The 13350-nt window shown below is 58.1% G+C and carries 13 protein-coding genes; 6 read left to right on the top strand and 7 right to left on the bottom strand.

The window, feature by feature from the left end; genetic code table 11:
• The first annotated feature begins 68 nt into the window (after positions 1 to 68).
• Together maa and LOC22_RS15965 are read left to right on the top strand one after the other, a co-directional pair.
• A complete protein-coding gene (gene maa, locus LOC22_RS15970; RefSeq protein WP_015571251.1) occupies positions 69 to 620 on the top strand; it encodes a maltose O-acetyltransferase in 552 nt (183 codons plus the stop codon).
• 116 nt (positions 621 to 736) lie between these two features.
• Positions 737 to 1204, top strand: a complete 468-nt coding sequence (locus LOC22_RS15965) for a YlaC family protein (RefSeq protein WP_023296041.1) — start codon at positions 737 to 739, stop codon at positions 1202 to 1204.
• Here the strand turns inward: LOC22_RS15965 and LOC22_RS15960 are convergent.
• Complete coding sequence (locus LOC22_RS15960) at positions 1176 to 2636, bottom strand: PLP-dependent aminotransferase family protein (protein ID WP_045349927.1); 1461 nt, start codon at positions 2634 to 2636, stop codon at positions 1176 to 1178. The genes LOC22_RS15965 and LOC22_RS15960 overlap by 29 nt on opposite strands.
• Before the next feature lie 101 nt (positions 2637 to 2737).
• Between LOC22_RS15960 and LOC22_RS15955 the strand changes: the two genes are divergently transcribed.
• Positions 2738 to 3448: a GNAT family N-acetyltransferase gene (locus LOC22_RS15955; RefSeq protein WP_230239039.1), complete on the top strand. Its 711-nt coding sequence runs from the start codon at positions 2738 to 2740 to the stop codon at positions 3446 to 3448.
• Here the strand turns inward: LOC22_RS15955 and ykgO are convergent.
• A complete protein-coding gene (gene ykgO / locus LOC22_RS15950) occupies positions 3445 to 3585 on the bottom strand; it encodes a type B 50S ribosomal protein L36 (protein WP_003859006.1) in 141 nt (46 codons plus the stop codon). The genes LOC22_RS15955 and ykgO overlap by 4 nt on opposite strands.
• 2 nt (positions 3586 to 3587) lie before the next feature.
• The gene (locus tag LOC22_RS15945; protein WP_015571255.1) at positions 3588 to 3848 is read right to left on the bottom strand and encodes a type B 50S ribosomal protein L31; all 261 of its coding nucleotides are present in this window, start codon (positions 3846 to 3848) and stop codon (positions 3588 to 3590) included.
• A gap of 217 nt (positions 3849 to 4065) precedes the next feature.
• Between LOC22_RS15945 and LOC22_RS15940 the strand changes: the two genes are divergently transcribed.
• Entirely contained in the window at positions 4066 to 5634 is a 1569-nt protein-coding gene (locus tag LOC22_RS15940; protein WP_230239038.1) for an EAL domain-containing protein, read from the top strand.
• Here the strand turns inward: LOC22_RS15940 and LOC22_RS15935 are convergent.
• Complete coding sequence (locus LOC22_RS15935; RefSeq protein WP_015571258.1) at positions 5627 to 5899, bottom strand: metal-sensing transcriptional repressor; 273 nt, start codon at positions 5897 to 5899, stop codon at positions 5627 to 5629. The two genes, LOC22_RS15940 and LOC22_RS15935, sit on opposite strands and share 8 nt — an antisense overlap.
• A gap of 134 nt (positions 5900 to 6033) precedes the next feature.
• Between LOC22_RS15935 and LOC22_RS15930 the strand changes: the two genes are divergently transcribed.
• The gene (locus tag LOC22_RS15930; RefSeq protein ID WP_045344591.1) at positions 6034 to 6849 is read left to right on the top strand and encodes a nickel/cobalt efflux protein RcnA; all 816 of its coding nucleotides are present in this window, start codon (positions 6034 to 6036) and stop codon (positions 6847 to 6849) included.
• A 35-nt stretch (positions 6850 to 6884) separates the two neighbouring features.
• On the opposite strand, the gene LOC22_RS15925 is transcribed toward LOC22_RS15930, so the two are convergent.
• The 3 genes from LOC22_RS15925 to LOC22_RS15915 all read right to left on the bottom strand — a co-directional run bounded on the left by LOC22_RS15925 (position 6885) and on the right by LOC22_RS15915 (position 11837).
• Complete coding sequence (locus LOC22_RS15925; protein ID WP_230239037.1) at positions 6885 to 9974, bottom strand: beta-galactosidase; 3090 nt, start codon at positions 9972 to 9974, stop codon at positions 6885 to 6887.
• 103 nt (positions 9975 to 10077) lie between these two features.
• Complete coding sequence (locus LOC22_RS15920; protein WP_017694402.1) at positions 10078 to 11148, bottom strand: LacI family DNA-binding transcriptional regulator; 1071 nt, start codon at positions 11146 to 11148, stop codon at positions 10078 to 10080.
• A gap of 77 nt (positions 11149 to 11225) precedes the next feature.
• On the bottom strand, positions 11226 to 11837 hold the full coding sequence (locus LOC22_RS15915; protein WP_015571261.1) for a YczE/YyaS/YitT family protein: 612 nt from the start codon (positions 11835 to 11837) through the stop codon (positions 11226 to 11228).
• 84 nt (positions 11838 to 11921) lie between these two features.
• On the opposite strand from LOC22_RS15915, the gene LOC22_RS15910 reads away from it, so the two are divergent.
• On the top strand, positions 11922 to 13343 hold the full coding sequence (locus LOC22_RS15910; RefSeq protein WP_047734351.1) for a PLP-dependent aminotransferase family protein: 1422 nt from the start codon (positions 11922 to 11924) through the stop codon (positions 13341 to 13343).
• Positions 13344 to 13350: the final 7 nt, after the last annotated feature.

Genomic DNA, 13350 nt, shown 5'->3' with positions numbered 1-13350 from the left:
TTTTAGGGAACGTTCCCTTTCTGGTTAATCCTCTTTACGCTGCGTAAAACGATTCCAGAGAGGTTCCCATGAGTGAAGAAAAACAGAAGATGATTGCAGGTGAATATTACCGCCCTGGCGATGACACGCTGAGGGCTGACCGTTTACGCGCGCGTCATCTTGTTCACCGCTATAACCATACCGCACCCGATGAGAAGGCCGAACGTCGCGCCTTATTAGCTGACCTGCTGGGTCAAAGCGAAGGTGCCTATATAGAGCCAAGCTTCCGCTGCGACTACGGGTATAACATCTATCTGGGCAACAATTTTTACGCTAACTTCGATTGCGTCATGCTGGACGTCTGCCCTGTCCGCATTGGCGATAACTGTATGCTTGCGCCGGGAGTGCACATTTATACGGCCACGCATCCTCTGGATGCGACCGAACGTAACAGCGGGCTGGAGTACGGTAAACCGGTCACCATTGGTGATAATGTCTGGATCGGCGGACGCGCGGTGATTAATCCAGGCGTGACCATTGGCGATAATGCGGTTATCGCTTCCGGCGCGGTAGTGACCAAAGACGTGCCGGCCAATGCGGTAGTGGGCGGGAATCCGGCGAAAATCATTAAAATGATCTAAGCGCATCCTGAGTAACTGTTATGCTTTTTCCTGGCATAACTGTTACTTTCATCGCCTAAACCCCTCTCATAAAATAGGCAGATCACCTGTATTTTTAACAATCATAAAGGCAAAAAATGACAGAGATACAGCGCCTGCTTACCGCCACCATCGACGATCTCAATACCCGCGAAAAGCGCGACAATCGCCCGCGCTTTAGCATCAGCTTTATTCGCAAACACCCCGGATTGTTCGTCGCCATGTACGCCGCCTGGCTGGCAACGCTTATCGTCATGCTGAAGTCTGAAACACTGGTCGATTCCGTCTGGCTACTGGTTGTGCTGTTCGTGGTGTTTAACGCGTTTTTCTTTTTCGACGTCAATCCGCGTTACCGGTATGAAGATATCGACGTACTCGATTTCCGCGTGTGCTACAACGGGGAGTGGTACAACACGCGTTACGTGCCGAAGGAGCTGATCGACAATATCCTGCTCTCGCCGGCCGTCGAAGCCGGGCAAAAAGAGAAGTTGCAGAAAATGGTCATCACTAAGGGCCAGCTCTCTTTTTATGATGTCTTTACCCTTTCCCGCCCCACTGCTGTGTAATGAGCGCCTGAAGACGTCGGATACCCGGTGCAAACTGCGAAGCAGAGGTATTACCGTAACCTAAAACCAGACCGGTTTGCCCCTGCTTCGTCTCAAGGTAATACCCGCTCAGCGCAGCGGGTGCCAGCTGAAACGCTCTCGCCTGCTCCACCAGCCGCTGGTCGTCGATACCGTCAATCGCCAGCGTCAGGTGCATTCCCCCTTCCCCGGCAAGAACACGGTGCGGCGTATGAAGCTCTGCGCTCAGCACCTCCCGCAGCTGGCGGTAACGCTTACGATAAAGGCGGCGCATGGCGGCAAGATGTCGTGCATAGTGGCCTTCCTCAATAAACAGCGCCAGGGTGCGCTGTTCAGCGCGATGCCCGCCGCGCAGCAGCGAGCCGATGGCCGGACGCGCCGCCTTCGCCAGCGCTGGCGGTAACACCATGAACCCCATCCGGAGCGATGGAAACAGCGTTTTGCTGAACGTCCCCAGATACACAACGGGCGCATTGTTGACCATTCCGAGCATCGCCGGGACGGGCTCACCGGTATAACGAAATTCGCTGTCGTAATCATCCTCAATGATCCACGCGCTGTGCTGCCGGGCCAGTTCCAGCAGCGCCAGACGCCGCCGCGCGCTGAGCACGCTTCCGCAAGGGAACTGATGCGATGGCGAGGTAAAAATCAGCGTGGGTGAAGGCGCAGACAGCCCTTCCCAGCACATCCCCTCGTCATCCACCGGTATGCCGGTCATCGCCAGGCCGGTTTTGACGAAAGCGCTTTTGGCGCCGCTATAGCCGGGATTTTCCACCCAGGCGACATCCCCCGGCTCGCTTAACAGCATCGTGCACAGATTGACGCCCTCCAGCGCCCCTTCGGTTATCACTATCTGGCTGGCATCGCAGTCAATGCCGCGGGAGAGCGCAAGATGGCGGGCAATGGCGGCCCGCAGCGTCGGCTCGCCGGCCGGGTCGCCATACCCTAACAGGGCGCTTCCCTCCTCGCGCAGGACGCGATCGTACAACCGCCGCCACAGCGGCAAGGGGAAATAGTTGATGGCAGGCGTTCCCGGCGTAAACGCCATCACCGGAGTGTCGCGCGGCACAGGCGCGGGCAGCAGGGCGACACGTTTTGTCAGCCTGACGTCCGGGTCCGGTAATGTCCGGGTAATCGTACGAGGAGCGAATTGCCCCACCCGCGTGCCCTGGCGGCTACGCAGCAAATAACCTTCGAGCGTGAGCTGGTCCAGCGCGGCATTGACGGTGTTTCGGGACACCGAGATCTGCTGCGCCAGCGTCCGCGAGCCGGGCAAATGGCTGCCGGACCGGAGCCTTCCGCACAGTATGGCCTCCCGCAAAGCAAGATAGAGCGCACGCTGGAGCGTCTCTTCCCCACGTTTTTTCAGCGCAGCATGGAGCAAGGTGTAAAGCTCATCACCCGGTATATTCATCTTTCCTCCTCGTGGTACCAGAAAAACATAGCCTGGTGGTTCTTTTTAAGGAACCAGCAATTCATTAATCTGGAGATCTTTTCAATTTGACGGGAATAAAGATGAATACATTCAATGAGTTTGGACAACCTGTAGGCGAAAGCCTTTTCGACTGGCAGCCTCGCCCGCACCCGTCCCGGGTGATACTTCAGGGTCGCTATTGTCGGCTTGAGCCGCTGCGCGTGGAGCATGCCCCGGCGTTGTTCTCTGCGTATTCCCTGGCCGGAGATACCCGAAGCTGGACGTGGCTGCTGCGTGAACCAGATGCCACCGCAGAGGAGTTTGCCGAATGGGTGGCGAGCGTGAGCGAATTAGCCGATCCCATCCACTTTACCGTTATCGATAACCAGACCCAGTCTCCTGTCGGGACGCTGTCCCTGATGCGGATCGATCCTAAAAACGGCGTTGTGGAAGTGGGACATGTTCACCTCTCGTCACTGTTAAGCCGGACGCCCATGTCGACAGAAGCGCAGTATCTGCTGATGCGGTACGTGTTCGATACCCTGGGCTACCGGCGTTATGAATGGAAGTGCAACAGCCTGAACGAACCATCCCGCAAAGCGGCTCTGCGTCTGGGCTTTCAGTTTGAAGGGCGTTTTCGCCAGGCGCTGGTCATTAAAGGCCGAAACCGGGACACCGACTGGTTTTCAATTCTCGACAAAGAGTGGCCAGCGCTGGCGAGCGCGTTTGAAAGCTGGCTTGCCACCGACAATTTTACCGCCGATGGCAAACAGAAAAGATCCCTGGAAAGCTGGCGAGAGACGCGCGTCTAGCGTCTTTTTTTACGTCCCTGCACCGCCTTAAAGCGCGGGTTAGATTTGCAAATCACGTATAAGCGTCCCTTGCGTTTGACTATCTGGCAATCCGGGTGACGCTGTTTTGCACTGCGCAATGAGTTCAGCACCTGCATGATTAGCCTCGCTTCGCATCAAGAAAGCCGCCAAAACGCTTGCGGAAGCGTGCCGCGCTGCCATCCGTCGAGAAGGTCTTCTGCTTCCCGGTATAAAACGGATGTGATTTAGAGGAGACATCAAGGGTAACGTAGGGATACGTTTTCCCTTCAAGCTCAATTTCACGGTCTGTCTTAATCGTTGAGCCGACTTTAAAGTATTCATTCGCCGTGGTGTCGTGAAACACAACGGTGCGATAGGTTGGATGGATATTCGGTTTCATCTCTGGCCTTCATGTATTGTTATAACATAACAAAATACTATCTGAGCTTTACTGCAAAAACAACCCCTGTCACGCACAGCCTGTTTTTGAAAGGTTGATTCAGATACCTGCCTGAGACTGTCACATGCTATAACTATATCATTTAGCGATAAAAAACTTTTTCTTCTGGCGCGCAAACTCCAGGCCCAAGGTGGGCATATGGAAAGGATAAAGCAGCATGCGAACCCGACATCTGGTCAGCCTGGTAACAGGCATACTGATCTTCTCTGCGCTGGTCCCTGTGTGCCTCAGTATCTGGCTGGCGCATCGTCAGGCAGAGGATAAATTTGTGGACGCTCTGGACAGCTATGCCTCGCGCGTCCTGATCCGTACCGACAGAGTCGTTGCGCAGGCAAAACAGGCGCTCACGCACCTACAGACATTCCACGCCCCACCCTGCACTCCCCCGCATTTACGCGAAATGCGCCGGGTCGCGTTCTCCTGGCGCTATATTCAGGAAGTGATGTATATCGATAACCTGAAGCCGCTCTGCTCATCCCTTGAACAATCCAGTAATACGGCGATCTTACCGCCCCCGATGCGGATCACCGCAGACAGGTATAGCGCGTGGCTCACCTCGCAAAACGACCTCGGCATTCACCGCTATATGGCCGTTCTGGGGAAAGGACATTATCTGGTGATGGTTGATCCTGCCTCGCTTGTGGATGTTGTCCCGTTTGGTGAAATTTCGATGGATGCCGCCCTGGTGGGCAGTGAAACCCATCGGATATTTGCCAGAAGCAATATTGTCGACCCGTATATTCTTTCTGTCGTTAAGGAGCAGCAGGACGTTACGCGCGTACAATACAACGGCTCGATGTACGTGTTGAAACCTGTACCCGAACTGGGGTTTACGGTGATCGCGTGGGCGTCGTTAAAACCGCTGGCGGAATCCTGGCACCAGCAGCTGATCATCTGGCTACCGGCTGGCATCTTGCTAAGCCTGGCTGCTGCCCTTATTGTCCTGCGCATCCTCCGCCGTTTGTTATCCCCGCGTAACCGCCTGATCGACGCGATCAACAACCGGGAGATCGAAGTTTACTATCAGCCCATCGTGGCGCTGTGCAGTGGAAAACTGGTGGGTGCTGAAGCGCTGATGCGCTGGCCGCAGCCAGATGGCAGTCACCTGTCGCCCAATCTCTTTGTGCCGCTGGCTGAGCAGACGGGGCTTATTTCAACGCTGACGCAGCTGGTGGTGAATAAGGTGTTTGAGGATTTAGGCGCCTGGCTGCATCATCACCCGGAACTGCACATTTCTGTCAACCTTGCGCCATCCGATTTAACGTCCCCCGAGCTGCCTCGCCAGCTGAGTCAGTTGCTCAACAAATGGGGCGTCCACCCGCGCCAGATCGCCCTTGAATTGACCGAGCGCGGCTTTGCCGATCCCGCCGTCAGCGTGCCTGCCATCGCTGCGTTTCGCCGCGCCGGGCACGCTATCTACATTGATGATTTTGGTACGGGTTACTCCAGCCTGAGCTATTTGCAGGATCTGGATGTTGATACCCTGAAGATTGATAAATCCTTTGTGGATGCGCTGGAGTACAAGAACGTGACTCCCCACATCATCGAAATGGCCAAATCGCTTAAACTGGCGATGGTCGCAGAAGGCATTGAAACTGAAGGGCAGATCGAATGGTTGCATCGCCACGGCGTGCAGTACGGCCAGGGCTGGTATTTCAGCAAGGCACTGCCTAAAGAGGATTTCATTCTCTGGGCCGGGCACAACCTGGAGAAGCACATTACTTAAGGTACGATTTGATCACCTGCATCACGACCCCGAGATCGGCCTCGCGCTGCGCTTCCTCTGGCTCTTTCACCACGTGATCGGTTAAATGTCCCTCAATTACTTGCATCATCATGCCGTTTACCGCGCCCCTGATCGCCGCCAGCTGCTGTAACACCTCGGCGCATTCATGATCGCTGTTGAGCATTTTTTCCAGCGCAGCGCTTTGCCCCTGTATTTTTTTCAGGCGGGTCAATAACTTCTTTTTATCACGAACTGTGTGTGACATCGCTTAGCTCCTCTTTGGTGGCGTAAAAAGCATATCACGCTCTACTCCCCCTGGGTATTTTTCTACTGGGGGGTAGTATTATACTACTGGGGGGGAGTAGTATTCTCGGCATGTTTTCCACCCCGGAATGTTCAATGAACGATTTTTCTTCTCTTCTACAGCAGGGTAACGCCTGGCTGTTTGTCCCCAGCGCCATCCTGCTTGGCGCGCTCCATGGCCTTGAGCCAGGCCATTCAAAAACAATGATGGCGGCTTTCATTGTGGCGATCCGCGGTACGCTGAAACAGGCTGTGTTGCTTGGGTTGTCCGCAACGCTGTCTCATACGGCGGTCGTCTGGATCATTGCGATGGCGGGTTTATGGTTTGGTCGGGGATGGGATGCAGATACTTCTGAGCCCTGGTTTCAGTTGATTTCCGGGGTTCTGATCGTGTTGATCGCCCTGTGGATGGCGTGGCGAACCTGGCATGAGAGCCAGCCGCATCACCACCATGATGATCATCATCACCATCATGATCATCACGACCACGCGCATCATCACGACCACATGTCTCCTCTGGTTGAAGAGGAGTGGCAGGATGCCCACCAGCGCGCACACGCCCAGGACATTAACCGACGCTTCAACGGTAAAGAGGTCACCACCGGGCAAATCGCGCTATTCGGCCTGACCGGTGGGCTTATCCCCTGTCCGGCCTCCATTACGGTGCTGCTGATCTGCCTGCAACTGAAACATTTCGCGCTCGGCGCCACGCTGGTGTTCAGTTTCAGTATCGGACTGGCGCTCACTCTCGTCGCCTCTGGCGCAATTGCCGCATTAAGCATGAAACATGCGGCGAAGCGCTGGCCCGGCTTTAGCGCCTTTTCGCGCAAGGCGCCGTGGATCTCAGCGGCACTGATCGCGGTAGTCGGGATTTATATGAGCATTCACGGCGCAAGCGGGATCCTGAGATAAGCATTGCGGCCACGGCAGTGGCCGCACGTGTCGGCTCAGCCGTTCTGCTGCCAGCTAAACGTGTAGCGCAGCCGGCGGTTTTGCAGAATGAAGGCCGGGGCTACGCTCGGGCTCCATGAGTCGTCCCCCCCTACGCCCATGTGAAACGCATCAAGATTCAACCAGCAGCCAGCCTCTTCCCGCAGCAAATGCTGATGCGTTGTCTCATGCAGCTGCCGCTGGCTATAACGGCTCAGGGAGAAATGGAACTGTCCCTGCAACTGATGGGAGCCAAACGTCAGCTCGCGGGTGTCGCAGCGCAAACCGTTCTCCGTCGGGAAGATATACGGCGTCTGCATCTCTTCCAGCGGTAACGCCCAACGCCCCTGCTGCGCCGCCAGTTTTCTGTCCGGATAGTTCTCCAGCGGGCCTAGCCCCAGCCAGCGCACCGTTTCCGGGATATCCGCCAGCATAACGCTCAGGCCCACGCGAGCGGGCTCAGGAATGTCAGACGCCACCGTCACCTGCACATCACCGTGCAGCACCCCGTGGTCATCAATCCGCCAGAGCTTGCAGCTGATAAAAAGCGCTTTTCCCTGATGTTCCCAGACGTGCTGCGTGGTCACCACCACCTCACGGGCATGCTGCTCCGCTTCACACTGGAGGAGGCGCGAGGACATCTCATACATCCCCGCCGCTTTCCAGCGTTCCACCCACGCGTTCGGATCGATGCGGGTCGCCTCGCTGACGCCATTGTCATTGTCCAGCGGCGCGCGGGTGAAGTTATCCGTTAGCGGGGAACGGAGCGTTTCAGCGCCCTCGTTCCACCACTGGGTCAGGTTTCCGGTGAGACGGCTAAACTGCCAGCGCTGCTGCTGATGAGTAATGTCCAGCGCTTCGTCCTGCACCGTTAGCTGCGGAGGGGTTCCGCCTGCTTTCGGTGGCGCAAGGTACAGCGGAGCCGGGAGCGGCCACTGATCCCAGGCACAACGGTGGCCGGGCGGCGACCACGGCGTGGCATGCGGCTGAACGATCTCCACGTTGAGCCAGACCTCGCCCGGCTCAGCATCAAGCTCAGGCAGCGGGATCTCAACGCGCTGCGTCTCCTGAGGCGCAACAGAAAGGGGGGTTTCGCCGGAAGCCAATACCGCACCGTCACGCGCCACTGACCATCGCAGATGCTCGTTGTCAATATGACGGAACAGATAATCGCTCTGGATATCGACGACCAGCGGAACGGTGCTCACCAGCGTAAAGGTAAAGAACTGCTGGGCACGCTGCGCCTCGTAAAGGGCGGGGTGCGGAGTGCGATCGGGAAACACCAGCCCGTTGAGGCAGAACTGACGGTCGTTGGGCTTATCGCCAAAATCGCCGCCGTAGGCCCAGTATGCCGTGCCGTCTTCTGCTTTTTTCGTCAGCGCCTGATCGACCCAGTCCCAGACAAACCCGCCCTGCAAACGGGGATGGCTGCGGAATGCCTGCCAGTAGCTGGCAAAGCCGCCAAAGCTGTTGCCCATCGCGTGGGCATACTCGCAGAGGATCAGCGGACGGGTTTCGTCCGGCATGCCGATCCACTTTTTAATCGACCACTTTGGCACCGCCGGGAACGGCTGATCCTGATCGACGCGGGCATACATCGGGCAGACAATATCGGTAGCGGCTGTACTCGCGCCGCCGCCTTCGTACTGCACCGGCCGCGTGGGATCGGTGGTTTTCAGCCAGCGGTACAGCGCATCGTGGTTCGCCCCATGCCCGGACTCATTCCCCAGGGACCAGATGATGATGGACGGATGATTCCGGTCCCGCTGCACCATACGCGTTACGCGTTCGCTCATGGCAGGCAGCCAGCGCGGATCGTCCGCCAGGCGGCTCATCGGCACCATGCCGTGGGTTTCAATATTCGCCTCATCGACCACGTACAGGCCGTGGCGATCGCAAAGCGTGTACCACAGAGGATGGTTCGGATAATGCGAGCAGCGCACGGCGTTGAAGTTATGCTGCTTCATCAGTTCGATGTCGCGGCGCATGGTCGCCTCATCCATCACCTGCCCCTTCTCAGGATGATGTTCGTGACGGTTCACGCCGCGGATCAGCAGCGGTTTGCCGTTAAGCTTCAGCAGGCCGTTGCTGATTTCGACGCGTCTGAAACCGACATCGCAGGCTTCAGTCTCCAGCACGTTACCCTGCGCATCCCGAAGCGACATTGTCAGCCGATAGCATTCCGGTGTTTCAGCGCTCCACAGCGCGGGAGCGTTCACGGGGATCGCCACCGTGAGCCGTTCTGCCCAACTGCCGCGTTCGTCCACGATGGCCGATCCGGGCTGCTGCGTGGTTTGCGCGCAGGCTTCGCCATTACGCCACAGGGTAAACGCCACCTCGCATTCGGCGTAGCGTGAGCCTTCCAGCGCAACGTCAACCCGGAGTATCGCCCGATCGCATTCGGCATTCAGATCGGTCACGATCTGATAATCGGCAATTCGCGTTTCCGGCTTGTGCAGCAGCGAGACGTCACGGAAAATGCCGCTCATCCGCCACATGTCCTGATCTTCCAGGTAGCTTCCGTCGCACCAGCGTAACACCATCACCGCCAGGCGGTTCTGCCCCGGTCGCAGCACCGCGCTGAGATCGAACTCCGCAGGCAGACGGCTGTCCTGCGAATAGCCCACCCACTGGCCGTTACACCACAGATGAAAAGCTGAATTCACCCCGTCAAAAATAATGCGGGTTTGCCCGCTGCACAGCCAGGCGTCATTCATCTCAAATGTGAGCGAGTAACAACCAGTTGGGTTTTCAGCCGGAACATACGGCGGGTTCACATTTATCGGATAGGTGACGTTGGTATAGATGGGAGTGTCAAATCCCTCCATCTGCCAGTTCGACGGCACGGGCATCTCAACGGCGTCAGCCAGATCGTCCGTTAACCATGTCTCGGGAACCTGCTCTGGCGCCGGGAAAAAGCTGAATCGCCAGACGCCATTAAGCAGACGCTTGCTCAGCGAAGGCTTATCCTCGCGGGCGAAGGTATCATCGCGCCAGCTATGAAAAGGCGCGTGTGCGGCCAGACGATTCCACTGCGTCACGCCCGGGTTTTCCCAGTCACGACGCGCCAGAAGTGCGCTGAGGGTCAGCGGCAATGTAGAAGACATATCAACCTCTTTGCGAAGCGCTCACAATTTTAGCCAACATGCCCTGGTAAACGGTGGCGGTAAAGACTTTGATCGTCACCAGGCGAGCACGATCACAAAAGTGCTAGCTGCGCGCCAGCTTCTCCGCCAGCAGCGCCAGCGTTCTGAGCTGTTGCGCCAGATCTTCACGATCGGCCTGCTGTGCGGCGCGCGGCGCGGTGGAATGACGCACGATCAACGTAACGGGAAGTTGTTCCTGCCAGCATTCGTCGTGATGGGCAGGTGCCATCAGCCGCTCCACGCTGCGCTCACCGGCCTCGCGGAACGCCTGCCGAACGGTGGTGAGCGGAGGTGAAAACCACGCGCTGTCAGCCGTATCATCAAACCCGACAACCGAGATCTGCCCCGGTACCGCAACGCCTTTTTCCGCACAGGCGCGTAAAACGCCAAGCGCCATCTGATCGTTAGCGACGAGGATCGCCTCCGGCAGCTGCGCGCCCGCCAGGAGCTGATGCCCTTTCTCATAGCCCGAGGCCGCGCTCCAGTCGCCCTGCGCCACCGCAAACGCCTCCACGCCGGCCCGGGCCAGCGTGGTTTTCCATCCCGCCAGACGAGCCCGGGCAGAGACAGAACTTTCCGGCCCGGCGAGCAGCGCAATTCGCTGGTGCCCCAGCGAAAGCAGATGCTCTGCCCCCAGGCCAGCGCCCTGTTCGGCATTGAAAACAAGGCTGTTAACCCGAGCTGTGGGGGAAACATCGAGAAAAAGAACCGGGGTCGGCGAGGCCATTTCCTGAAGCATTTCTGCCTGTGCATCTTCCAGCGGAACGTTCACCAGCAGCGCCTCCACGCGCTGCGCCAGTAATTCCTGCAAAGCAGCCTGACACTGCGCGGGTTGCTCCACCATGGAGATGAGTACGCTAGCCCCCTGCTCCACTGCCCGGGATTTTACAGCTGAGGCGATTTGCGACGGCGCATGCAGCGCCAGATCGCTGGTCATTAGCCCCAGCGTGCGGGTACGTTTCCCGGCCAGCTGCTGCGCGCCACGGTTAGGCACATAGTGTAGCGCCGCCATGGCCTGCCGGACCTTTTCCCGCGTACGGGCAGAAACGTGTTCTGCGTCGTTAATCACCCGGGAAACGGTCTGATAGGAAACGCCCGCCACGCGGGCAACGTCATAAAGAGTGATCGCTTTCATACATTCTGGCGTCGTAAAAAGAGAAGTCTCTATTCTGACACAGTTACGCCATCATAGCCTGTGAGCGCTTCGCAAAATTAAACAATCCGCTCCGGCCGCGCGGCTTTCTGAATGCGCGGTCCCTGACGAAACCACGGCAAACAGAGCTGGATCAGCGGGCCGATGGTTAATGCATACAGTACGGTTCCAACGCCAAACGCTCCCCCGAGGAGGTAGCCGACGATCAACACGGTCACCTCGATCGCGGTACGCACGCTGCGGATCGACCAGCCCAGCCGGGCATGTATGCCGGTCATCAGACCGTCGCGCGGGCCTGCGCCAAAACCCGCGCCGATATACATCCCGGTGGCAAGGGCGTTAACCACAATGCCGGAAACCAGCAGGGTGATGCGCACGGGCAGCGAGGTGAGCTCAGGGATCAGCGCCATTGACGCATCGGCCGCCAGACCAATACAAATCACATTACTGATAGTACCCAGTCCCGGCAGCTGACGCAGCGGGATCCACAGCAGCAGCACCGCGGCCCCGGTTAAAATAATCACCGTGCCGATGCTCATCCCGGTCTGGATGGCGACGCCAAGGTGAAAGACATCCCACGGGTCGACACCCAGATCCGAACGAATAAACATCGCGGTTGAAAGCCCGTACAGGCCTAAACCGACATAAAGTTGTACCAGACGACGTACCATTTTCTCTTCTCCGAAGAACCAGGTTCCATCTTCGGTGAAAATGGCACTATGATTAATGTCCAGTTTTCAAATAGTGGACTGCACATGTCATCACGTCGTTTTGGTAGCCAGTCTCTGGTTCGCCTGTTAGGGCACTGGCAGCAAGCCTCTTCCCGTACCCCGCTGTGGCGCCAGCTGGCTGACGCGTTACGCCTGTTAATTCTGGATGGCAGGCTGGCGTTAAACACGCGCCTGCCCGGAGAGCGGGAACTGGCCGCCGCTCTGAGCGTAAGCCGCACCACCATCAGCAGCGCGCTGGCGCATCTGCGGGAAGAGGGTTATCTGGAGAGCCGTCACGGCAGCGGTTCGCGGGCGATCCTGCCAGACAGCCGCGCCGTGCCCACGCTTTCTACTGCCAGCGCGGCGCTGGATCTCTCAACCGCCGCACTCAACGCGGGGCCAGAGATCCACCAGGCCTACGCCCACGCGCTGACGGCCATCACGCCGAATCTGGCACTGACCGGGTACGATCAGCTTGGGCTTCCGGTGCTGCGTGAAGCTATCGCCGCCCGCTACACCGCACGCGGTCTGCCCACCCGGGCAGACGAAGTGATGGTGGTGAACGGCGCCGTCAGCGGCTTCGCCCTGATCTTAAGAATGATGACCGGTCCCGGGGATCGCGTGGTGGTGGATCATCCCACCTACCCGCTGGCGATAGCCGCTATTCAGGGGGCGCTATGCCGGCCCGTGGGCGTCTCGCTGCCTGAAACGGGCTGGGATACCGACGGTTTTGCCGCAACGCTTGCCCAGACCGCCCCGCGTCTGGCCTATCTGATGCCGGATTTTCATAATCCAACCGGACGTTGCATGGATGCCGCGACGCGCCAGACCATAACCGACATCGCCGCGCAGACCCGCACCACGCTGGTGGTGGATGAAACCATGGTCGATCTCTGGTTCGATGTTCCCCCGCCGCCGCCGCTGGCCGCCTTTAACCCGGAGGCCACGGTGATGACGCTGGGTTCCGCAGGCAAAAGCTTCTGGGGTGGGCTGCGTCTCGGCTGGATCCGCGCCTCGTCACGCACTATCGCCACCCTCGCGCAAACGCGCGACACGCTGGATCTGGGCTCTCCGGTGCTGGAACAGCTGGCCACGCTGTGGCTTATCGAAAACAGTGCAACCTTCCTGCCTGCCCGGCGGCAAATGCTGGCAGAACGGCGCGACCGCTGCGGCCAGATGCTGCGGGAACATTTCCCCGAATGGCGGTTTCAGGAAGCGGAGGGAGGGCTTTCATACTGGATTGAATTACCCGGCATGCTGGCGACACAGCTGGCGGCACGCGCCGAAACGACAGGCATCATTATGGGCACCGGCACGCGTTTTGGACTATCAGGCGCGTTTGACCGCTACCTGCGTATGCCCTTCTCACTCAGTTCACCAGAACTTGAAGAGGCATTATTGCGGATCAAACCGCTGTGGCGTGCATTAAATAAAAGTGTAGCGCCAGTAAAACGGAGCCTGGTGTAAATTATTC

Origin of the sequence: Enterobacter sp. AN-K1, assembly GCF_020971765.1 — a bacterium.
GTDB classification, from domain to species: Bacteria; Pseudomonadota; Gammaproteobacteria; order Enterobacterales; family Enterobacteriaceae; genus Enterobacter; species Enterobacter hormaechei_C.
This window is presented reverse-complemented; position numbering and strand designations above follow the sequence as displayed.

What these genes read in the sequence shown, in the direction of transcription:
- LOC22_RS15965 (WP_023296041.1), top strand. Translation starts at nt 737, where the DNA reads ATGACAGAGATACAGCGCCTGCTTACCGCCACCATCGACGATCTCAAT.
- LOC22_RS15915 (WP_015571261.1), bottom strand. Translation starts at nt 11,837, where the DNA reads ATGGTACGTCGTCTGGTACAACTTTATGTCGGTTTAGGCCTGTACGGG.
- LOC22_RS15920 (WP_017694402.1), bottom strand. Translation starts at nt 11,148, where the DNA reads ATGAAAGCGATCACTCTTTATGACGTTGCCCGCGTGGCGGGCGTTTCC.
- LOC22_RS15940 (WP_230239038.1), top strand. Translation starts at nt 4,066, where the DNA reads ATGCGAACCCGACATCTGGTCAGCCTGGTAACAGGCATACTGATCTTC.
- LOC22_RS15925 (WP_230239037.1), bottom strand. Translation starts at nt 9,974, where the DNA reads ATGTCTTCTACATTGCCGCTGACCCTCAGCGCACTTCTGGCGCGTCGT.
- LOC22_RS15910 (WP_047734351.1), top strand. Translation starts at nt 11,922, where the DNA reads ATGTCATCACGTCGTTTTGGTAGCCAGTCTCTGGTTCGCCTGTTAGGG.
- LOC22_RS15930 (WP_045344591.1), top strand. Translation starts at nt 6,034, where the DNA reads ATGAACGATTTTTCTTCTCTTCTACAGCAGGGTAACGCCTGGCTGTTT.
- maa (WP_015571251.1), top strand. Translation starts at nt 69, where the DNA reads ATGAGTGAAGAAAAACAGAAGATGATTGCAGGTGAATATTACCGCCCT.
- LOC22_RS15945 (WP_015571255.1), bottom strand. Translation starts at nt 3,848, where the DNA reads ATGAAACCGAATATCCATCCAACCTATCGCACCGTTGTGTTTCACGAC.
- LOC22_RS15935 (WP_015571258.1), bottom strand. Translation starts at nt 5,899, where the DNA reads ATGTCACACACAGTTCGTGATAAAAAGAAGTTATTGACCCGCCTGAAA.
- ykgO (WP_003859006.1), bottom strand. Translation starts at nt 3,585, where the DNA reads ATGCAGGTGCTGAACTCATTGCGCAGTGCAAAACAGCGTCACCCGGAT.
- LOC22_RS15955 (WP_230239039.1), top strand. Translation starts at nt 2,738, where the DNA reads ATGAATACATTCAATGAGTTTGGACAACCTGTAGGCGAAAGCCTTTTC.
- LOC22_RS15960 (WP_045349927.1), bottom strand. Translation starts at nt 2,636, where the DNA reads ATGAATATACCGGGTGATGAGCTTTACACCTTGCTCCATGCTGCGCTG.